22 protein-coding genes and 1 tRNA gene are annotated in these 20,273 nt (G+C 68.6%); 2 read left to right on the top strand and 21 right to left on the bottom strand.

Annotation, left to right across the window (positions count from 1 at the left end; all coding sequences use genetic code 11):
- Window positions 1-31: 31 nt before the first annotated feature.
- The 8 genes from AB0F51_RS33280 to AB0F51_RS33315 form a co-directional block, all read right to left on the bottom strand.
- Window positions 32-829: a F0F1 ATP synthase subunit delta gene (locus tag AB0F51_RS33280; protein ID WP_360286264.1), complete on the bottom strand. Its 798-nt coding sequence runs from the start codon at window positions 827-829 to the stop codon at window positions 32-34.
- Complete coding sequence (locus tag AB0F51_RS33285) at window positions 829-1,401, bottom strand: F0F1 ATP synthase subunit B (protein WP_360286267.1); 573 nt, start codon at window positions 1,399-1,401, stop codon at window positions 829-831. Before AB0F51_RS33285 ends, AB0F51_RS33280 begins: the two co-directional genes overlap by 1 nt.
- A gap of 32 nt (window positions 1,402-1,433) precedes the next feature.
- Complete coding sequence (atpE, locus tag AB0F51_RS33290) at window positions 1,434-1,658, bottom strand: ATP synthase F0 subunit C (RefSeq protein ID WP_344179072.1); 225 nt, start codon at window positions 1,656-1,658, stop codon at window positions 1,434-1,436.
- A gap of 76 nt (window positions 1,659-1,734) precedes the next feature.
- Window positions 1,735-2,517 (bottom strand): F0F1 ATP synthase subunit A, encoded by a 783-nt coding sequence (gene atpB / locus AB0F51_RS33295; RefSeq protein ID WP_360286271.1) that lies wholly within the window; start codon window positions 2,515-2,517, stop codon window positions 1,735-1,737.
- 97 nt (window positions 2,518-2,614) lie between these two features.
- Window positions 2,615-2,827 carry a hypothetical protein gene (locus AB0F51_RS33300; RefSeq protein WP_360286273.1) on the bottom strand — a complete coding sequence of 71 codons (213 nt, stop codon included), beginning with the start codon at window positions 2,825-2,827 and terminating at the stop codon, window positions 2,615-2,617.
- A 126-nt stretch (window positions 2,828-2,953) separates the two neighbouring features.
- Window positions 2,954-3,430: a hypothetical protein gene (locus AB0F51_RS33305; protein ID WP_360286276.1), complete on the bottom strand. Its 477-nt coding sequence runs from the start codon at window positions 3,428-3,430 to the stop codon at window positions 2,954-2,956.
- Between the two features lie 207 nt (window positions 3,431-3,637).
- The gene (locus tag AB0F51_RS33310) at window positions 3,638-4,756 is read right to left on the bottom strand and encodes an MraY family glycosyltransferase (RefSeq protein ID WP_360286278.1); all 1,119 of its coding nucleotides are present in this window, start codon (window positions 4,754-4,756) and stop codon (window positions 3,638-3,640) included.
- Between the two features lie 149 nt (window positions 4,757-4,905).
- A complete protein-coding gene (locus tag AB0F51_RS33315; protein ID WP_360286280.1) occupies window positions 4,906-5,829 on the bottom strand; it encodes an L-threonylcarbamoyladenylate synthase in 924 nt (307 codons plus the stop codon).
- A 111-nt stretch (window positions 5,830-5,940) separates the two neighbouring features.
- On the opposite strand from AB0F51_RS33315, the gene AB0F51_RS33320 reads away from it, so the two are divergent.
- Window positions 5,941-6,957 carry an adenosine deaminase gene (locus AB0F51_RS33320; RefSeq protein ID WP_360286283.1) on the top strand — a complete coding sequence of 339 codons (1,017 nt, stop codon included), beginning with the start codon at window positions 5,941-5,943 and terminating at the stop codon, window positions 6,955-6,957.
- A gap of 9 nt (window positions 6,958-6,966) precedes the next feature.
- Here AB0F51_RS33320 and prmC read toward each other — a convergent pair whose 3' ends face one another.
- The 13 genes from prmC to AB0F51_RS33385 form a co-directional block, all read right to left on the bottom strand.
- A complete protein-coding gene (gene prmC, locus AB0F51_RS33325; RefSeq protein WP_360286286.1) occupies window positions 6,967-7,800 on the bottom strand; it encodes a peptide chain release factor N(5)-glutamine methyltransferase in 834 nt (277 codons plus the stop codon).
- Window positions 7,797-8,873, bottom strand: a complete 1,077-nt coding sequence (prfA, locus tag AB0F51_RS33330) for a peptide chain release factor 1 (RefSeq protein WP_360286289.1) — start codon at window positions 8,871-8,873, stop codon at window positions 7,797-7,799. The genes prmC and prfA overlap by 4 nt, the downstream gene beginning before the upstream one ends.
- Before the next feature lie 92 nt (window positions 8,874-8,965).
- Window positions 8,966-9,172, bottom strand: a complete 207-nt coding sequence (gene rpmE, locus AB0F51_RS33335) for a 50S ribosomal protein L31 (RefSeq protein ID WP_020386473.1) — start codon at window positions 9,170-9,172, stop codon at window positions 8,966-8,968.
- A gap of 185 nt (window positions 9,173-9,357) precedes the next feature.
- On the bottom strand, window positions 9,358-11,589 hold the full coding sequence (gene rho, locus AB0F51_RS33340; protein WP_360286291.1) for a transcription termination factor Rho: 2,232 nt from the start codon (window positions 11,587-11,589) through the stop codon (window positions 9,358-9,360).
- Between the two features lie 268 nt (window positions 11,590-11,857).
- A complete protein-coding gene (thrB, locus tag AB0F51_RS33345; RefSeq protein ID WP_360286293.1) occupies window positions 11,858-12,886 on the bottom strand; it encodes a homoserine kinase in 1,029 nt (342 codons plus the stop codon).
- 1 nt (window position 12,887) lies between these two features.
- The gene (gene thrC / locus AB0F51_RS33350; protein WP_360286295.1) at window positions 12,888-13,964 is read right to left on the bottom strand and encodes a threonine synthase; all 1,077 of its coding nucleotides are present in this window, start codon (window positions 13,962-13,964) and stop codon (window positions 12,888-12,890) included.
- Window positions 13,965-13,967: 3 nt separating this feature from the next.
- A complete protein-coding gene (locus tag AB0F51_RS33355) occupies window positions 13,968-15,308 on the bottom strand; it encodes a homoserine dehydrogenase (protein ID WP_360286297.1) in 1,341 nt (446 codons plus the stop codon).
- On the bottom strand, window positions 15,305-16,708 hold the full coding sequence (gene lysA, locus AB0F51_RS33360; RefSeq protein WP_360286300.1) for a diaminopimelate decarboxylase: 1,404 nt from the start codon (window positions 16,706-16,708) through the stop codon (window positions 15,305-15,307). The genes AB0F51_RS33355 and lysA overlap by 4 nt, the downstream gene beginning before the upstream one ends.
- A complete protein-coding gene (gene argS / locus AB0F51_RS33365) occupies window positions 16,705-18,366 on the bottom strand; it encodes an arginine--tRNA ligase (protein WP_360286303.1) in 1,662 nt (553 codons plus the stop codon). The genes lysA and argS overlap by 4 nt, the downstream gene beginning before the upstream one ends.
- A gap of 61 nt (window positions 18,367-18,427) precedes the next feature.
- Complete coding sequence (locus tag AB0F51_RS33370; RefSeq protein WP_360286306.1) at window positions 18,428-18,844, bottom strand: type II toxin-antitoxin system VapC family toxin; 417 nt, start codon at window positions 18,842-18,844, stop codon at window positions 18,428-18,430.
- Window positions 18,841-19,086 carry a plasmid stabilization protein gene (locus AB0F51_RS33375; RefSeq protein WP_360286309.1) on the bottom strand — a complete coding sequence of 82 codons (246 nt, stop codon included), beginning with the start codon at window positions 19,084-19,086 and terminating at the stop codon, window positions 18,841-18,843. The genes AB0F51_RS33370 and AB0F51_RS33375 overlap by 4 nt, the downstream gene beginning before the upstream one ends.
- Window positions 19,087-19,134: 48 nt before the next feature.
- On the bottom strand, window positions 19,135-19,650 hold the full coding sequence (locus AB0F51_RS33380; protein ID WP_360286311.1) for a hypothetical protein: 516 nt from the start codon (window positions 19,648-19,650) through the stop codon (window positions 19,135-19,137).
- Window positions 19,651-19,668: 18 nt separating this feature from the next.
- Window positions 19,669-19,854 carry a PspC domain-containing protein gene (locus AB0F51_RS33385; protein WP_360286314.1) on the bottom strand — a complete coding sequence of 62 codons (186 nt, stop codon included), beginning with the start codon at window positions 19,852-19,854 and terminating at the stop codon, window positions 19,669-19,671.
- 155 nt (window positions 19,855-20,009) lie between these two features.
- Between AB0F51_RS33385 and AB0F51_RS33390 the strand changes: the two genes are divergently transcribed.
- Window positions 20,010-20,081 (top strand) — tRNA-Arg (locus AB0F51_RS33390).
- The last annotated feature ends 192 nt before the right edge of the window (window positions 20,082-20,273 follow it).

The raw sequence follows: 20,273 nt of genomic DNA on the forward strand, positions 1-20,273 counted from the left end.
CCACTAGCGCCGCAATCTGTGTCGTTAGGGGTCAGCCCGCGATGCGCCGTTGCGCCTCGTCGAGCCTGGCCGCGATGGTTCCGTCGATCACTTCGTCACCGATGTCCACCCGGACGCCGCCGACGACCTTGGGGTCGACGATCACGTTGAGCTGGATGTCCCGGCCGTACTGCCGGCCGAGCGCCTCGCTGAGCCTGGTGCGCTCGGCTTCGGTCAGGTCGGCGGCCACCCGCACGGTGGCGATGCTGGCGTTGCGCCGGGCCGCCGCGGCGACCTGGTAGGACCGCAGCGAAGCCGCGAGGCTCCGTCCGCGACCGTCCACAGCACGCTCGGCGAGCCGCACGGTGACCGGGTCGGCCTTGCCCTGCAACAGACCGTGCAGAAGCTCTTGCCGGGCCGCCAGCGGGATGTTGCGATCGCTCAGCTTGTCGCTCAGCTCCCGCTCCACTGCCAGCACCCGGTCGAGCCGGAACAGCTCGTCCTCCACCTCGTCCAGCTTGCGCCGGCCGTCGGCCGCGGCGATGTCCGCCTCGACACCGAGCTGGTCGAGCGCGTTGCCGAGGTCACGGCTGCTGACCCATCGGCCGGCCACCGCCGCGGTCAGGATCTCCAGCGCCTGGGCGGAGATCTTGCCGCTGAACAGCTGCCCGACCAGTCCGGTCCGGCCCGCGGTGGAGCGGGCCGGGTCGGTCAGGGCGCGCCGGAGCGCGCCGTTGGAGTCCAGCAGCCGGGCCACCGAGAACAGCTCGGTGCCCAGTTCCTCGCTGACGGCGACACCCGCCAGGGCCTCCTGGGCCCGGGCGAGCGACTCCTTCGATGCGCCGCGCATCAGCCGTCCGTTCCGACGGCCTGCCGTGCCGACTCCGAGGCCTCGAGATCGGCCAGGAAGCGCTCGACGGTGCGACGCTGACGCGCCTCGTCCTCGAGCGACTCGCCGACGATCCGGCCGGCCAAGGTGGTCGCCATGGTGCCGACCTCGGTCCGCAGCGAGGCGACCGCCTGGCTGCGCTCGGCCTCGATCTGGGTCCGCGCGTGCGACACGATCCGCTCGGCCTCGGCGTTGGCCTGCTCACGCATCTCCGCGATGATGAGCGCACCCTGCTCGCGCGCGTCCTCGCGGATCTTCGCAGCTTCCTGCCGGGCTTCGGCCAGCTGCGCGTTGTACTTGTCGAGGGCCGCCTTCGCCTCGGCCTGGGCCTGCTTGGCCTCGTTCATCCCGCCTTCGATCGCCTGGGTCCGATCGGCGTAAGCCTTTTCGAACTTCGGTACGACGACCTTGGCGAAGGCGATGGCCAGCAGGACCAGGAAGACGAAGCCGAAAATGATTTCAGCCGTGTGCGGCAGCAGCGGGCTGGGTTCTTCGCCAGCGGCCTCTGCGAGCGGTAGCACGATCGTCAACATGTCTGAGTCCTGTCAGTCAAGGAGAAAGTGGGTCAGCTTGCCTTGAACACGAAGGCCAGCGCGATACCGATGATCGCCAGAACCTCGGTGACACCGAAGCCGATCCATGCAATCGACTGCAGCTTGGCCTGGGCCTCAGGCTGACGCGCGGTGCCGTTGATGACGGCGGCGAAGATCAGACCGACACCGACGCCCGGGCCGATCGCGGCGAGGCCGTAGCCCAGAACGGCGATGTTGCCGGCAATCTCGAGTGCCATTTCAGTGTGTTCCTTTCGGTACGGATAGGAGCTATCCGGGTTTCCGTTGCTACGGGTCTGTGGGTGGTGCGGCGGATCAGTGTTCGTCCGCGATCGCGCTGCCGATGTACTGCGCGGTCAGCACGACGAAGATGTAGGCCTGGATGCACTGGACGAACAGTTCCAGCCCGGCGATCGCAAAGCCCATCAGGATGGTGAGGATGCCGACGCCGCCCAGGGCGATGCTGCCGGAGTGCAGGATCATGTACTCGCCGCCGAGCACGAAGACGAGCAGCAGGATGTGGCCCGCGAACATGTTCGCGAACAACCGCAGGCTCAGCGAGATCGGCCGGACCAGGATGTTCGAGATGAACTCGATCGGGATCATCAGCGGCATCAGCCACAGCGGCACGCCGGCCGGCATCGTCTGGTGCTTGAAGTAGCCCCAGAGGCCCTTCCGCTTGATCCCGACCGCGTTGTAGATGACCCAGCTCATCACCGCGGCCACGTACGCCCAGCCGATGTGGCTGAAGGTCGGGAACTGGATCAGCGGGATCGAGGCGGCGACGTTGTTCAGCAGGATGAAGAAGAACAGGCCGCACAGGTACGGCACGAACTTCATGTAGTCGTGGCTGCCGATCGCGTCGCGGGCGATCGAGTTGCGGACGAAGTTGTAGCCGAGCTCGCCGGCGAACTGCAGCTTGCTCGGCACCACCGCGGCCTTGCGCGACGCTCCCCAGAAGAACCACACGATCACGACCACCGACAGCATGGCCACCAGGACAGGCTTGGTGAACCACTCCACACCGTCGAAGATCGGCGGGGTCTCGAAGCTTTGTGGACCGGGTGGAATGAACTCGGTCGAAACGCCGGCGCTCACCGGGTCTCCTCTCGCGTCGTGCTCAAGTCGTTCGCCATATGGCTAAGGGCAGGGCGGCTCAGGGCAAGGCGGTCAACAACGTCAGACCTGGCAGGGCTCAGGAACGCCCGTACCGGAAGTGCAGCATCAGGATCGTGAGGCCGGCACCGATGACGATGCCCACCGGAAGCAGAAACTGGGTGCCCAGCCAGCGATCCAGCCCGAAGCCGATCCCTCCGTAGATGAGGATTCCGCCGATCAGGTAGGACACGACCCGCCAGCCGTCGCCGGAAGTGTTCGGCGTCGGCTTCGGATCGCTGTGCTGGCTCATGGGCACCCGAAAGGTACCAGCCCGCGACACGCCGGGTCACATCGGCCTCAGCGGGGGTGTCAGTGCCCTTCACCACACCGTCGAACGAGGCCGGGAAACGGCTCTCCGAGGCATCACGCAGCGTGCTCACGCCGTCACCTCGTTGTCCAGGTCGTAGATCGGGACGCGCAGTCGTGACCAGGCCCAGATCTCGCCGGCCATCCAGCCCATGACGACCACCAGCGCACTCAGTCCGAGCGCGGTCAGGTCGACGCCGCGCTCGAGAGCCTCAGAACTGAGGGCAATGGCGAGCAGCCCGCCGAAGACCGCGATCCGGCCGGTGTAGGAGGCCATCGCGACCGCGAGTTGCATGGTCGGCGACGTCCGGCGGGACAGGTGCAGCGCGAGCAGTCCGGCGCCGGAGAAGACGATCACCATCAGCAGCCCGAGCAGCGCACCCCACAGACCCTTGAGCCCGGCGGCGACAGTGGCCACGGCGGCGGCATTCACGCCGACGACGACCGCGGCGACAAGAGCGCCGCGCAGCATCGCCAACGCCGGGTGCCTGGTGGCCTGGCCGGCTGTCTCGCGGTGCTCCTGGGCGGTGTCGTCCAGAGGGGGCATCTGGTGGTTCCGTCCTGCTGGCGACCGGGATTGTTGCCCTCGGTCGTCGGGTGGGCGGGGTCAGGGGTGAAGCTGTGAATTGCTGGTGCTTGTGAAAACTAGCACAAAGTCTTCCGCGTTAGCAAAATAGACAGCAAACCCAGCGTCCCTGCCGCTGTACACGAACACCCTATCGGTAGGCCACGACGCCCACTGGTCTGGTCCCGGTCAGACCTTCGACAGGGTCCCGTTGCGACGCCGGGGCAGGCCGGTGGTGAGCAGGATCGCGGTCACCGCGACGGCCAGGACCAGCAGGGCCGTCCACCACTTGAGTTGCAGGCCGAGGACCACCACACCGAAGGCGATCAGGAAGGTCCACAGGTACATCAGCAGGACCGCTCGGCGGTGGGAGTGGCCGCGTTGCATGAGGCGGTGATGGAGATGGAGCTTGTCGGCAGCGAACGGCGAGCGGCCGGCCTTGGTACGGCGTACGTAGGCCATCGTCAGGTCGAGCGCCGGGATCGCCAGGACCGCGATCGGCAGGATCAGCGGGAGCAGGGCGGGCAGCAGGCTGGAGCCGCCGACCTCGTACGGGACCGCGTTCGGGTCCACCTGGCCGGTCAGGCTGATCGTCGACGCGGCCAGCATCAACCCGATCAGCAGGGCGCCGGAGTCGCCCATGAACACCCTTGCTGGAAAGAAGTTGTGCGGCAGGAAACCGAGACAGGCGCCGGCCAGCGCGACCGTGATGAGGGTCGAGGTGGTGGCGCGGTCGAGGTTCTGCTCGACGTTCAGCAGGTACGAGTAGGTGAAGAAGGCGCCGGCCCCGATCGCGGTGACGCCGGCGGCGAGACCGTCCAGGCCGTCGACGAAGTTCACCGCGTTGGTGGAGACGAGCAGGATACCGGCGGTCAGGACGGCCAGCTGCGCGGGCGGCGGGGAGAAGATGCCGCCGGGCAACGGGAGCCAGTACAACTGGATGCCTTGGACAACCATCACGCCGACGGCGAGGACCTGGCCGGCCAGTTTGGTGATCGCGTCGAGCTCGTACAGGTCGTCGATGACGCCGACCGCGCAGATCACCACGCCGCCGACCAGGATGGCCCGGGCGTCGTGGGCGACCTGCAGGCTGTCGCCGAGGAACGGCAGGCTGGAGGCGACCGCGAAACCGGCGATCAGGCCGGCCAGGATGGAGATGCCACCGAAGTACGGGATCGGGACCTTGTGCACGTCCCGGGTCCGCACCCGGGCCACCGCGCCGTACCGCAGAGCAACCTGCCGGGCCACACCGGTCAGCAGAAAGGTCGTGGCCATCGCCACGAACAGGACCAGCAGATACTCACGCACAGGTCATGTCTCCTGGTTCCACGCCGTAGCGAGCAGGTGCTCGGCGCGGTAGCTCGGCGTGCGGGGGCGAAGGGTTAGATGCGGAGCATCTTGCCCTTTGCACTCGTGCGGCGAGGTGCCGTGCCGAGTGCCGCGCAGTAGGCGTGGAATCAGGAGTCATGGCCTTGGTCCGCAGGCCTCACATCAGGTGCCTTCTCGTCAACGGGCTTGGCTACGTCGGCGGGCTTGTCGTCCACCGGCTTGTCCTCGGCGGGCTCGACGTCCACCGGCTTGTCGTCGGCGGGCTTGTCGTCCACCGGCTTGTCGTCGGCGGGCTTGTCGTCCGTCGTCTGTTCGTTGGACGCCTCAGGTGCAATTTCGGTTGGCTCGTCCTGGACCTTCTCGTCCGCCGGCTTCTCGTCGGCCGGTTCTTCGTCCGGTTCGAGGTCGGTGGTGGTTTCGGGGACGATCTCGCGGATCTGCTGGATGCTGAGGGCGCCGATCCGGACCACGTGCGGGACGTCGCCGGTGAGGTCGACGATGGTGGAGGGCTGCCCGCCGGTGACCGCGCCGCCGTCCAGGTAGACGGCTACCGTGTCGAGCAGCTGCGCCTCGGCGTCGTACACGTCGAGGGCGGCCGGCTGGCCGCTCAGGTTGGCGGAGCTGACGGCGAGCGGTCCGGTGCGGGACAGCAGCTCGCGGGTGTTCTCGTGATCCGGTACGCGCAACGCGACCGTGCCCTGGGTGTCCCCCAGATCCCACATCAGAGAGCCCTGCGCGTGGCAGATCACCGTCAACGGCCCAGGCCAGAACGCCTCGCACAGCTTGCGGCCGGCCTCCGGTATGTCGGTCGCCAGCGCCTCCAGCGACTCGACCACCGAGATCAGCACCGGTGGCGGCATGTCGCGCCCGCGGCCCTTCGCGTCCAGCAGCCGTTGCACGGCATCGGCCTTGAAGGCGTCCGCGGCGATGCCGTAGACCGTGTCGGTCGGCAATACCACCAGGTCGCCCGCCTCGATGGCGTCGACGGCCGCGCGGTACGCCGGTGCCAGCTCATCACCGGTGAAGTCAAAGCGCTCGCTCACGGAGTGCATCGTGCCACTCGCAGCCGCGCCACCTCCAGCCGGGTTCGCCGAGCGCCCTCCTGACAAACGATTGTCAGCTTCCCAGCCACCCACCACCAAGCGTGCATAAGATCCCAGGCCATGACTGTGACCCGCGACTTCCTCGCCGGCCTGCCGAAGGCCGAGCTGCATGTCCACCACGTCGGATCCGCCTCGCCGCGGATCGTCGCCGAGCTCGCCGCCCGGCACCCCGGCTCGCCCGTCCCGGCCGACGCCGCGGCGCTCGCGGAGTACTTCCAGTTCACCGACTTCGCCAAGTTCGTCGAGATCTACCTGTCCGTGGTCGATCTGATCACCACCCCGGACGACGTCCGGCTGCTCACCTACGAGGTCGCCCGCGAGATGGCCGGCCAGAACATCCGGTACGCCGAGCTCACCGTCACGCCGTACACGTCGATCATCCGCGGGATCGCCGCGGAGGCGTTCTGCGAGGCGATCGAGGACGCCCGGGCGGCGGCCGAGAAGGAGTTCGGCATCGGCCTGCGCTGGATCTTCGACATCCCCGGCGAGGCCGGTCTGGAGGCCGCGGCGGAGACGCTGCGGGTCGCCACCGAGATCCGCCCCGACGGCCTGGTCGGCTTCGGCCTCGGCGGCCCGGAGATCGGCGTACCGCGGCCGCAGTTCGCCCCGTACTTCGACGCCGCCCGCGCCGCCGGGCTGCACAGCGTGCCGCACGCGGGCGAGACCACCGGCCCGGAGACCATCTGGGACGCCCTGCGGGTCCTGAAGGCCGAGCGGATCGGCCACGGCACGTCCGCGCTGCAGGACCCAGCCCTGGTCGACTACCTGGGCGAGCACCGGATCCCACTCGAGGTGAGCCCCACCTCGAACCTCGCCACCCGCGTCGTCGCGTCGTACGACGAACACCCGCTGCGCGGCATGGTCGAAGCCGGCCTGGTCGTCACGATCAACTCCGACGACCCACCCATGTTCGGCACCGACCTGGTCACGGAGTACGCCGTCGCCGCTGACCTGCTCAACCTAGACAACCAGGGCGCAGCCAACCTCGCCCGCACCGCCGTCGAAGTCTCCTTCGCCGACGACACCACCAAAACCGCCCTACTGGCCGAGATCGACGAGTACGTCGCAAAAGCCTGAGCGGAAAGCTCAGACTCGCCGGCCGGTGGCGAAACGATGCCGGCCCGCGAGGTCTAGTTGGTCGCGGACCTCGGTGAAGAGGCCGGTGGCGGCGAATACTGCGGGGGCCGACTCGCCCTGGACGTCGGCGTGTTCGCAGCCGAACCAGCCGCCGGGCTTCAGTAGGCGGCCGGCTGTGGCGGCGACGACCTTGATCTCGTCGAGGCCGTCGTCGCCTGACCAGAGCGCCAGGGCGGGGTCATGGTCGCGCACCTCGGCAGTGACAGATTCCCAAGCAGTCAAAGGGATGTACGGCGGGTTGGAGATCACCGCGTCGACCTGACCGTCCAACTCGGGCAGGCAGCCGTCGATGTCGCCCTCGTGGAGTGTGGCTCCGGTACCGGCCAGGTTCTGGCGGGCCCAGGCACAGGCCTCGGCTGACAGCTCCACGGCATGCACAGTGCTGTCGGGTCGCTCAGTGGCGACTGCACCGGCTATAGCGCCGGAGCCGCTGCAGAGGTCGACCACTAGCGGATTCTCGACGTCAGCGATCTTGTCGAGGATCCAGCCGACCAGTACTTCGGTCTCAGGCCTAGGCACGAACACACCAGGCCCGACAGCCAGGTCGCGGTAGCGGAAGGCCGCAGTACCGGTCAGGTGTTGCAGTGGTTCGCGCCGCGCGCGGCGGGCGAGCAGGGCGGCGTACTGCGCCTCCTGGTCAGCTGTGGGCTTCACCAGGCCGAGCTGCATCCGGCGGACGCCAGTGACATGCGCAAGGAGCTCGGCGGCGTCGTAGTCGGGTGAGGCGACGCCGGCCTCGGCCAGCTGGGCTGTGGCCTCGGCAAGGAGAGTGCGGACGCTCACTGGGACTCGACGGCCTCTAGACGCGCGGTGAGGTCCGCCTCGGTCAGTGCCTGGATCACCGGGGCGAGCTCACCGTTGAGCACCTGGTCGAGGTTGTGCGCCTTGTAGCCGACCCGGTGGTCGGAGAAGCGGTTCTCCGGGAAGTTGTAGGTGCGGACGCGCTCGGAACGGTCGACCGTGCGGATCTGCGACCGGCGGGCGTCGGACGCCTCCTGGTCAGCCGCCTCCTGGGCCGCGGCGAGCAGCCGGGACCGCAGTATGCGCATCGCCTGTTCCCGGTTCTGCAGCTGGGACTTCTCGTTCTGCATCGAGACGACGATGCCGGTCGGGAGGTGAGTGATCCGGACCGCAGAGTCGGTCGTGTTGACGCTCTGGCCACCCGGACCGGACGAGCGGAACACGTCGATGCGCAGATCGTTCTGGTCGATCTCGACGTCCACGTCCTCCGCCTCGGGCAGCACCAGGACACCGGCCGCGCTGGTGTGGATCCGGCCCTGCGACTCGGTCACCGGCACCCGCTGCACCCGGTGCACGCCACCTTCGAACTTCAGCTTCGCGTACGGAGCTTCGCCGGGCTCGGGCGTGCCTTTCGCCTTCACCGCGACAGTGATCGACTTGTAGCCACCGAGGTCGGACTCGGCCGAGTCGAGCACCTCGGTCTTCCAGTTCTGCGACTCGGCGTACTTGAGGTACATCTTGAGCAGGTCGCCGGCGAACAGCGCCGACTCGTCGCCGCCCTCCCCCGCCTTGATCTCGAGGATCGCGTCCTTGTCGTCACTCGGGTCGCGCGGGACGAGCAGCACCTGCAGCTTCTCGGCCAGTTCGTCGCGCCGGTGCTCGAGCTTGGTCGCCTCCTCGGCGAACGACGCGTCCTCGTGCGCGAGCTCGCGGGCCGCCTCGATGTCATCGGCGGTCTGCAGCCACTCGTCGTACGTGCGAACCACGGGCGCCAGCGCGGCGTACCGCTTGCCGACCTGACGTGCGACAGCCTGGTCGGAGTGCAGCTCGGGATCCGACATCCGCCGCTCCAGCTCGGCGTACTCCGCCTTCAGCGTCTGTACCGCTTCGAACATGCCCGCACTCCTTCCCTGTGGCCAGTCTGGACAACGCAACGGCGCCGGTCCCGGATCCCCTGAGGGATCCGTGGACCGGCGCCGGAAGACAGCTACTTCTTGGCGTAGCGCTTCTCGAAGCGGGCTACGCGGCCACCGGTGTCGAGAATCTTCTGCTTACCGGTGTAGAACGGGTGGCACTGCGAGCACACGTCGGAGTGGATGACGCCGTTCTCCGCGGTCGAGTACGTGTCGAACGACGCGCCGCAGGCACAGGTCACCTTGGTCGCCACGTAGTTCGGGTGGATGTCGCTCTTCATGAATCTCCTCGAGTAAGACGCCCCGGGTCGCCCGCCAGGTGCGAACGTGAACCGGAACCAACAGGTAATTGTGCCATGCACCCCGGCAACGAACCAATTTTTCGCACCAGCAGCCCACGTAGCTGACGGTTACTACCTCTCACCTTGTGAGAAGCAGTAACCGTCGGCTGTGGCAAATGTTGCCGTCAGTTGCCGTCGTCGGTGGTTCGGCCGTTGCCGGTTGAGGGGGTGGTTTTGTTGACCTGGAGGAGGAACTCGATGTTCGACTTGCTCTCCTTGAGCTTGCCGATCAGGAGTTCCAGGGCGGCTTGGCCGTCCAGGGCGGACAGGACGCGGCGGAGCTTCCAGACGACTGCTGTCTCGTCCTTGCTCATCAGCAGTTCCTCGCGGCGGGTGCTGGAGGCGACCACGTCGATGGCCGGGAAGATCCGGCGGTCGGCGAACTCGCGGCGCAGCCGCAGCTCCATGTTGCCGGTGCCCTTGAACTCCTCGAAGATGACCTCGTCCATCTTGGAGCCGGTCTCGATCAGCGCCGTCGCCAGGATGGTCAGCGAACCGCCGTCCTCGATGTTGCGGGCCGCGCCGAAGAACCGCTTCGGCGGGTACAGCGCCGACGAGTCGACACCACCGGACAGGATCCGGCCGCTGGCCGGTGCCGCGATGTTGTACGCCCGGCCCAGCCGGGTGATCGAGTCGAGCAGCACGACCACGTCGTGACCCAGCTCGACCAGCCGCTTGGCCCGCTCGATCGCCAGCTCCGCGACCGTGGTGTGGTCGTCGGCCGGCCGGTCGAAGGTCGAGGCGATGACCTCACCCTTGACCGTGCGCTGCATGTCGGTGACCTCTTCGGGCCGCTCGTCCACCAGCACGACCATCAGGTGTACTTCGGGGTTGTTCGTGGTGATCGCGTTCGCCAGCGCCTGCAGCACCATCGTCTTGCCGGCCTTGGGCGGCGAGACGATCAGGCCGCGCTGGCCCTTGCCGATCGGGCTGACGATGTCCGCGATCCGGGTGGTGAGGATGCCCGGTTCGGTCTCCAGCCGGAGCCGCTCGGTCGCGTACAGCGGGGTCAGCTTGTTGAAGTCCTGACGCTGCTTGGCGACCTCGGGGTCCGAGCCGTTGACGGTGTCGATCCGGACCAGCGGGTTGAACTTCTCCTTGCGCTCGCCGTCCGACGGCTGCTTCACCGCGCCGGTGATCGCGTCACCCTTGCGCAGGCCGTAGCGCTTCACCATCGACAGCGCGACGTACACGTCGTTCGGGCCCGGCAGGTAGCCGCTGGTCCGGACGAAGGCGTAGTTGTCGAGCACGTCGAGGATGCCGGCGGCGGGGACCAGTACGTCGTCCTCGCTGATCGTCGGCTCCGGCTCGAAGCGGTCGTTGCGGCCGCGGTTGCGCTGGTTGTCACGCACACCCGTGTCCCGGCCACCCCGGTCGCTGCCACCGGCCCGGTCGCGGTCGCGGCCCCGGCGGCGACGACGACGGCCCTCGCCCTCCTCGCCCCGGTCGCTCTGGGTCTGGCGGTCGCGCTGGTCACGGTTGTCACGCCCACCGTCACGATCGGTGCGCTGACCATCACGGCCCTGGCCGTCACGGCTCTGACCGTCACGGTTCTGGCCGTCGCGGCCCTGGCCGTCACGATTCTGACCATCGCGGTTCTGGCCGTCACGGTTCTGCTGACCGTCGCGGTTACCGTCCCGGTTGCCGTCGCGCTGGCTCTCGCCGCGGCCCTGCTGACCATCGCGGCCCTGCTGACCATCGCGGCTCTGCTGACCGTCCCGGCTCTGCTGCGACTCACGCCCCTGCTGCCCATCGCGGGCGACCTGGGTCTCGCGCTGGTTGTCGCGGCTCCGGCCGCGGTCGCGGTTGCCCTCGCGGTCGCCACGGTTCTCACCGCGGTCGGACGTCTGCTCGGCCGGCGCGCTCTCGGCCTTCTCCGGCGCCTGCACGGCCTCGACCGTCGCAGTACCGTTCTGCGCCGCGACCGGAGCCGGCTCGGCCACCTTGGTCACGGGGCTGTTCTGCTCGGCCGTCTCCGCGCTGCTCTGACCGGCGGCGGCGCGGGTACGCCGGCTGCCGGCCCGCTGCGGGGCTTCCTGAGCGGGAGCCTTGGCCTTGACGGCCACCGGCTCCGCGGCCGCCTCGTCCAGGGTCGGCTGGCTCGAACGCGAGCGGGAACCGCCCGACGAGCCGCCACCCGACTGGGCAGCCTTGATCGCCTCGATCAGCTGGCCCTTGCGCAGTGCGCCGGTGCCCTTGATGCCGAGCGTCCCGGCGAGCTGCTTGAGCTCGGGGAGCAGCATGCCTTCGAGGCCGCCTCCGGCCTTGCGGCGCCGCGTGCCGGCGGTAGCCGTCGCGTCGGTGCCGGGGGCCGGCGAGGTGCCGGCTCCGCTGGAGGCTTCAACAGTTTCTGTCACGTGAGGTCCTTCCCACACGGATGGACGATGTCTTGAGAAGACAAATCGCCCGGAATCATCGCCCGCGACCGACGAAACGGCGACGCGGGTATAGAGAGGCGGCTCTCGCTGAATCTGGGTCCCCCGGAAATCTCCGGCGCAGGCGGCGCAAGTCCTTCACTGGGAGATCGCCACGTACACCTGGGTGCCGGGAGCAAAGCCCGATGCGGCGAGAGTTCGCCGATCACCTGGAGGGGATCGGGTGAGTCGAGACTAGCACCACTCAGGGTCAGTCTGCTGCCTCGAGGGGTTCAACGCGTGTCCGGGATCGTTCATTCCCGCCCTCGGCGAGCAGTTGCTCGGCATCCGCCGGCCAGACCTGTACGCCCAGTGGATCAATGCCGAGCTCGTACCGGCGCCAACCGTCCGGCGCTTCGGGCAACCGGCCCGGCTCCGAATCCTGCGAGGTCACGGGCATTTCCGACAGGTTCTCTTCGTCGATCCCGTCTGGTCCTTCGGGTGGGCCGCCCAGCACCAGCACCGTCGGTCCGGCACCACTCACCACAGCCGGTAGTCCAGCACCTCGGAGCTTGTGAACGAGGGCAAGACTCTCCGGCATCGCGGGCTCGCGGTACTCCTGGTGCAACCGGTCCTCGGTCGCAACCATCAGCAACTCCGGCCGCGCGGTCAGTGCGGCGACGAGCAACGCGGCCCGTCCCGCATTCGCCGCCGCTTCCCCATGCGGTACGACGTCTGGCAGCAACCCCCGAGCCTCTTTTGTCAGCACCTGCGTCGTCGGCACATACGCGACGACCGACAGTCCGGCCACCGGCTCCAACCGGATCGCCCGGCCGGTCTCACCCTCGGTCCACGCGATCGTGAAGCCACCCAACGCGCTCGCGGCCACGTTGTCGGGATGACCCTCGATCTCGTTCGCCAAAGCCAGCACGGCATCCCGATCGAGCGGCGTACCGGTCAGCCCGTACGCCGCTGCGATGCCGCCGACGATCGCGGCCGACGACGAACCGAGCCCGCGACCGTGCGGAATCCGGTTGTCGCAGCGCAGGGTGAAACCGGGCACGGACGCACCGAGCGATTCGAGTCCGGCGCGGATCGAGCGGACCACCAGATGCGACTCGTCCAGTGGCACCTCGCCCTCGCCGGGGCCGGTCACCTCGACGGTCACCCCGGAACCGCCGGGGATCACCGTGAGTTCGTCGTACCGGGTCAGGGCCAGGCCGAACGCGTCGAAGCCGGGGCCCAGGTTCGCGCTGGTGGCCGGGACGCGGACGCGAACCGGTCCACCGCTCGCCGCCAACTCAGACCAGCCCGGCGACGCGCGCGACCGCGTCGGTGTCGGCCGGTGTCACCGGCGACTCCTCGACGGTCGCGAACGACAGTGCGGTGTCGATGTCCTTGAGTCCGTGCCCCGTGACGGTGATCACCACGGTCGATCCCGCATCGAGCCGGCCGGCGGCCTTGGTGGCCAGCAACCCGGCGACACCCGCGGCCGAACCGGGCTCGACGAAAACGCCTTCGCGGGCGGCGAGATCGCGCTGGGCGGTGAGGATCTGATGGTCACTGACCGCCTCGATCCGGCCACCGGACTCGTCCCGCGCGGCCTCGGCCAGGGTCCAGGACGCCGGGTTGCCGACCCGGATCGCGGTCGCGGCGGTGTCCGGCTGCTCGACGATCCGGCCGGTCACGATCGGCGCCGCGCCCTCGGCCTGGAAACCCCACATCTGCGGGGTCCTCGAGGAGACCTTGTCCTTCTTGTACTCCAGGTAGCCCTTCCAGTACGCCGCGATGTTGCCCGCGTTGCCGACCGGCAGCACATGCAGGTCTGGGGCGTCGCCGAGCGCGTCACACACCTCGAACGCCGCGGTCTTCTGGCCTTCCAGCCGGACCGGGTTGACCGAGTTCACCAGCGCGACCGGGTAGTGCTTGCCCAGTTCACGCACGATCCGCAGGCAGTCGTCGAAGCCACCGTCGATCGAGACCAGCTTCGCGCCGTGCACGATCGCCTGGGCCAGCTTGCCCTTCGCGATCCGCCCGGCCGGGATCAGTACCAGCGGCAGCAACCCCGCGCGGACGGCGTACGCCGCTGCGGAGGCCGAGGTGTTCCCGGTCGAGGCGCAGACGACCGCCTTGTCACCGGCCTGCGCGGCCAGCGAGATCGCCACCGTCATGCCGCGGTCCTTGAAGGAGCCGGTCGGGTTGTTGCCCTCGACCTTGAGCCAGACCTCGCAGTTGGTCTGTTCGCTCAGCCACTGCGCGGCCACCAGCGGCGTGCCGCCTTCGCCGAGCGTGACCACCGGAGTGTCCGCCGAAACCGGCAACCGGTCGCGGTATTCCTCGATCACGCCTCGCCATTGGTGGGGCCGCTGCTGAGCCATGTCCTACTCGCCTTCTACCCGCATCACACTGCTGACTTCTCGCACGATGTCCATGTCGCGCAGGGCTTCCACGGTCGCGGACAGTGCGGCGTCGGTGGCGGTGTGGGTGACGACCACGAGTTGCGCGTCCCCGCCCCGGCCTTCCTGGCGGACGGTCTGGATCGACACGTCGTGCTCAGCGAACGCCTGGGCCACCGCCGACAGCACACCGGCCTTGTCGGCCACGTCCAGCGACACGTGATAGCGAGTGCGGGTGGCACCCATCGGCCGTGCGGCCCGCTGGGTGTACGACGACTCGCCGACCCCCGGCACACCCTTGAGCCGGTTGCGCGCGGCGGAGACCAGATCCCCGAGGACAGCACTGGCCGTCGGGGCCCCGCCGGCACCACGACCATAGAACATCAGCTGGCCGGCCGCTTTGGATTCCACGAAAACAGCGTTGTACGCATCCCGGACCGAGGCCAGCGGATGGCTCAGCGGGATCATCGCCGGATACACCCGGGCACCGACCGAGTCGCTCGCCTCGTCCAACTCGCAGATGGCCAGGAACTTCACCACACAGCCCATCTCGCGGGCCGACGCGATGTCGGTCGCGGACACCTCGGTGATGCCCTCCCGATGCACGTCCGCGATGGAAACCCTGGTGTGGAAGGCCAAACTCGCCAGCAGGGCGGCCTTGGCGGCCGCGTCGAAACCCTCGATGTCGGCGGTCGGGTCGGCCTCGGCGTACCCGAGGGCCTGGGCCTCCTCGAGCGCCTCGTCGAAGCCGGCGCCGGTGGAGTCCATCTTGTCGAGGATGTAGTTGGTGGTGCCGTTGACGATGCCCATCACCTTGGTGACGTCGTCACCGGCCAGCGACTCGCGCAGCGGCCGCAGGATCGGGATCGCACCGGCCACGGCGGCCTCGAAGTACAGGTCGCGCTCGTACTTCTCGGCGGCGGCGAACAGCGTCGGGCCGTCCTCGGCGAGCAGGGCCTTGTTGGCCGTGATGACGGAGGCACCGTGCTCGAGCGCGGTCAGGATCAGGCTGCGGGCGGGCTCGATACCGCCGATCACCTCGATCACCAGGTCGAGATCGCCCCGCGAGACGAGCGCCTGGGCGTCGGTGGTGACGAGAGCGGGGTCGACGGCGATGTCGCGCGCGCGGCCGGCCCGGCGTACGGCGATGCCCGCGATCTCCAGCGGGGCGCCGACGCGGGCGGCGAGGTCGTCGGCCCGCTCGGTGAGGATGCGGACCACCTCGGTCCCGACGACACCGCAACCGAGCAGCGCCACCTTCAACGGCCGCTGCCCCGCCGCCACGCTCAGCGGCTTCTCCTTGAGGGGTTCTGAGTTCTCGGTCATTCGGCCCCCATGTCCAGTGCCAGCATGTCGTCCTCGGTCTCGCGACGGACCACGACGCGGGTCTGCCCGTCCTTGACCGCGATCACCGGTGGCCGCGGTACGTGGTTGTAGTTGCTCGCCATCGAGCGGCAGTACGCACCCGTCCCCGGTACGGCGACCAGGTCGCCCGGCGTGACATCGGCCGGGATGAACTCGTCCCGGACCAGGATGTCGCCCGCCTCGCAGTGCTTGCCGACCACACGGGACAGCGTCGGCTCGGCATCGGAATACCGGTTGGCCAGCGTGCAGGAGTAGTCCGCGTCGTACAGCGCGGTGCGGATGTTGTCGCTCATCCCGCCGTCGACGGAGACGTACGTCCGCTGCGCGCCGGCGTCGAGCTCGACCTCCTTGACCGTGCCGACCGTGTAGACCGTGCAGACGGCCGGGCCGACGATCGCGCGGCCGGGCTCGATCGACACCTTGGGCACCTCGACGCCGAACGCCCGGCACTCGTGCTCGACGATCTTGCCCATCTCGGTGGCGAGCTGCGCGGGGTCGGACGGGTCGTCCTGGGTGGTGTAGGCGATGCCGAAACCGCCACCCAGGTCGAGCTCCGGCATGTCCACGCCGAGCTCCTCGGAAACCCTTGCGTGCAAGGCGATCACGCGCTTGGCGGCCACCTCGAACCCGGACGAGTCGAAGATCTGCGAGCCGATGTGCGAGTGCAGCCCGAGCAGCTCCAGCTCGGCTGCTTCGTTGACCCGGGCAACGGCCTCGTACGCCGCTCCCGAGGTGATCGAGAAGCCGAACTTCTGGTCCTCGTGCGCGGTCGCGATGTACTCGTGGGTGTGCGCCTCGACGCCCGCGGTGACCCGGATCATCACCGGCGCGACCACGTTGCGCTCGCGGGCCAGCTCGATCAGCCGGGAGATCTCGTGCTGGGAGTCGACGATGATCCGGCCGATCCCGGCGTCCAGCGCGCGGGCCAGCTCCTGCTCGGACTTGTTGTTGCCGTGGAACCCGAGCCGCTTCGGGTCGGCGCCGGCCCGCAACGCGGTGGCCAGCTCGCCACCGCTGCAGATGTCGAGGTTCAGCCCCTCCTCCATCACCCAGCGGACGACCGTCGTACAGAGGAAGGCCTTGCCCGCGTAGTACACGTCGAAGTCCTTGAACCCGAGCTTGAACGCCCGGGCGCGGGCCCGGAAGTCGTCCTCGTCCAGCACGTACGCCGGGCTGCCGTGCTCGGCGACCAGGTCGCGCAGGTCGACGCCGCCGACCTCGAGGGCGCCTTCGGCGTTCTTCTTGGCCGTGTTCGACCACAGCGCCGGGACCAGGTCGTTGGGGTCACGCGGCGCCCGCAGCCACGGCGGTGCCCGGTGGCCGATGTCGGCGTGCAGCGTGCCCGCCTCGTGCGCCCTCACATCCGCTCCGGGGCGGAGACGCCGAGCAGGTCGAGCCCGTTGGCGAGAACCGTCCTGGTCGCACCGACCAGGGTCAGGCGAGCCTTGTGCACCGGCTCCACCTCCTCGTCGCCGCGCGGGAGCACCCGGCAGCTGTCGTAGAACTTGTGGAAGGACGAGGCGGTGTCCTCCAGGTAGCGCGCGACCCGGTGCGGCTCGCGCAGCTCGGCCGCGGTGGCGACGACCCGCGGGAACTCGGCCAGCGCCCGGAGCAGGTCGCCCTCCTTCTCATGACTGAGCAGGCCTGGGTCGAACTCGTCCAGCTTGATCCCGAGCTCGTCGGCGTTGCGCAGGATCGAGGCGAGCCGGGCGTGCGCGTACTGCACGTAGTACACCGGGTTCTCGCTGACCTGACGGGTCATCTCCTCGATGTCCAGCGTCAGCGGCGAGTCGACCGGGTAGCGGCACAGCGTGTACCGCAGCGGGTCGACGCCGCTCTCCTCGACCAGCTCGGCCAGCGTGACGATGGTGCCGGCCCGCTTGGACAGCTTCATCTCCTCGCCGTTCTTGAGGATCTTGACGAGCTGGCCGATCAGGATCTCGATGTTGTGCTCGGGGTCGTCGCCGGCGCAGGCCGCGATCGCCTTCAGCCGGTTCACGTAGCCGTGGTGGTCGGCGCCGAGCAGGTAGATGCAGACCTCGAAACCGCGCTCACGCTTGTTCACGTAGTACGCGGCGTCGGAAGCGAAGTACGTCGGCTCGCCGTTGGTCCGGATCAGCACCCGGTCCTTGTCGTCGGTGAAGTCGGTCGTGCGCATCCAGAGCGCGTCGTCGGCCTCGTACAGGTGGCCCTGCTCGCGGAGCTTCTCGATCGCGTGGCCGACGCCGTCCTGCTCGTGCAGGCTGCGCTCCGACATCCACACCTCGAACTTGGTCCGGAACTGCTCGAGCTGACTCTGCTGTTCCTTCAGCTGCCGGTCGTAGCCGGCCTCCCGGAACGCGACCAGCTGCTGGTCCTCCGGCAGCTCCTTGATGCCCGGCACCTCGGCGACGATCCGGGCGGCGAGCTCGTTGATGTACTCACCGTGGTAGCCGTCCTCCGGCACCGGTACGCCGTGCGCGGCGGCCTGCAGCGAGGCGCCGAACTTGTCCATCTGGGCGCCCCGGTCGTTCACGTAGAACTCGCGCGTCACCTTGGCGCCCGCGGCGGTCAGCACCCGGGCCAGCGCGTCGCCTACGGCGGCCCAGCGGGTGTGCCCGAGATGCAGCGGGCCGGTCGGGTTGGCGGAGATGAACTCCAGGTTGATCGGCTGACCCTTGAGCGTGTCACTCGACCCGTACGCCGGACCCGCTTCCAGGATCGCCGCGGCAATCTTGCCCTGGGCATCGGCGGCGACCCGGATGTTGATGAACCCCGGCCCTGCGATCTCGACGGCCGTGATGGCGTCGTCGTCCTGCAACTTGGCCGCCAGCAACTCGGCCAGCTTGCGCGGGTTGCCGAGGCTGGAGCGCTTGCCGAGCTGCATCGCGACGTTGGTCGCGTAGTCGCCGTGCTCGGGGTTCTTGGGTCGCTCCACCTTGAGCTCGCCCGGCAGGCCACCCTCGACCGTCAACGTCCCGTCATCGACGAGCGCGGTCAGGGCCAACAGAATCTTTTCAGCGAGCTGTTCCGGAGTCACCGGCCCAGCCTAATGGCCAACCCCCCAAACCCTTGACTCAGTATCCACAGCCCGGTACGCCCTACTCCCAGGGATTCACCAGAGTGACGCCGGTGTCGGCGAAATCCTTCGTGTTCCGCGTCGCAAGGGTGGCATCCACCAGTCGGCAGATCGCCGCGATCTTCGCGTCGGACGAGCCGATCGGCCGACCGAGGCGCTCCCGGCCGACCGCCACCTCGGCATAGAGAGCCGCGGCGTAGGCGTCGAACGGCAAGATGGCGTCCACGCAATCCAGGAACACCTCACCGACCCTTTCCGACAAGCGCGCCTTGCGCTGCCCGTCCGGTAGCCGCTCGATGCCGTGCCGGATCTCGGCCACCGTGATGGCCGTTGTGTGCAGCCCGTTCGGGCGGCACGCCTCGTACCAGCGGGTGACGGCTTCGTCCGGCTTCGGCTTCATCAACTCAGAGGCGACGTTGGTGTCGAACACGACGATCATTCGCCGAAATCCACCACCCGCATCGTGCCGTCCCGCGGCGGAATGTCCAGCTCGACTCCACCGAGTTCGGCAGCGCTCTCGCGCAGTCTCATCAGGATGTTCTTCGGCTCATCCTCTTCAGCCACGGCGGCGACGATGATCGCCCGCGCCTCCGCCTCCATCGAGTGGCCGTTGCGCGCGGCCCGGACGCGCAGACGCTGCTTCACCTCGTCATCCAGGTTGCGAACGGTAATCACTGCCATCCGGAACCACCTCCGTCGACGTCAATGCTAGCACTGACGTCATTGACTTCAGTGTTTGGCTTCGACCTCGATGGTGCTTTCGCGGGGGAGTTTGGTGTCCCAGGGGGCCGGTTGGCCGTTGACGCGGACGGTCAGGGAGGTGCAGGCGTCGGCCAGGCAGCGGGCGTCGTACTGGATGCCCCAGAGGGTGAAGAACTGGTTCAGGGTCGGGCGCTCCTCTTTGGTCTTCGCCTCGACGTAGATCAGGCCGTCCGTGCCGTGCGTGTGGATCGCCGCCTGCTCGGCCCGGACCCGGTCGACGCCGATCCCGGCCGGGACCTGCACCGGCTTGCCGTCCACCGCGACCGTGAGCGTCACCGTGAACGGCGCCGGACCCTGGAAGTCCAGCGGCAACCGTTCGAAGCCCGCCTTGTCGATGTACGAGACCGCATCGCGCGGCGCGTCCCACGGCGGCGGGCCGGTCCGCAGCTCCGCCGGTCCGGCCGGCGCGGGACCGACCTGGCAACCGCTCAGCACCGGCACCAGGCTCACCGCGACGGCGACCAGCAGCACACCCACTCTCATGCGGAGCAGGGTTTCACGTCACCGCTCGGACGGCATCAGCACCCAGAGCACGATGTAGGCGATGAACTGCGGGCCGGGCAACAGGCAGCTGAGCACGAAGATCAGCCGGACGGTGTTCGGCGACATCCCGAAGCGACGGGCCAGGCCGGCGCAGACACCACCGATCCAGCGACCACTGGACGGACGGACCAAAGAGCTAGCCATGAGTTCGTTTTCCTTTCGGTACTGGGACTTACGACCACTATGACGACCCAGTACCCCGGCCAGATCCCGCCGCGCGGAAGACCCAGGGACCGATCAGGGTCTCCCCCGGTGCGAGCCCTGGCCGGATTTCCTGCTACTGTTCTGCTCGTTCCTGAGCCCCCGTAGCTCAGGGGATAGAGCACCGCCCTCCGGAGGCGGGTGCGCAGGTTCGAATCCTGCCGGGGGCGCGCGATCGATCGGGCGATCTATATCCGCGGAGAGCGCGGATCTAGATCGCTCGCGGTGTTTTGTGGGGGCGAAGCCCCCACACCCCACCCGGAGGGGCTTCGCCCCCCGGACCCCCCATCGCTGTGGTTGATGCCGGCGCGTACGCGCGGGGTTGTGGTTGATGCCGGCGCGCACGTGCGGGGCTGTGGTTG

Origin of the sequence: Kribbella sp. NPDC023855 (assembly GCF_040639475.1) — a bacterium.
Taxonomy (GTDB): domain Bacteria; phylum Actinomycetota; class Actinomycetes; order Propionibacteriales; family Kribbellaceae; genus Kribbella.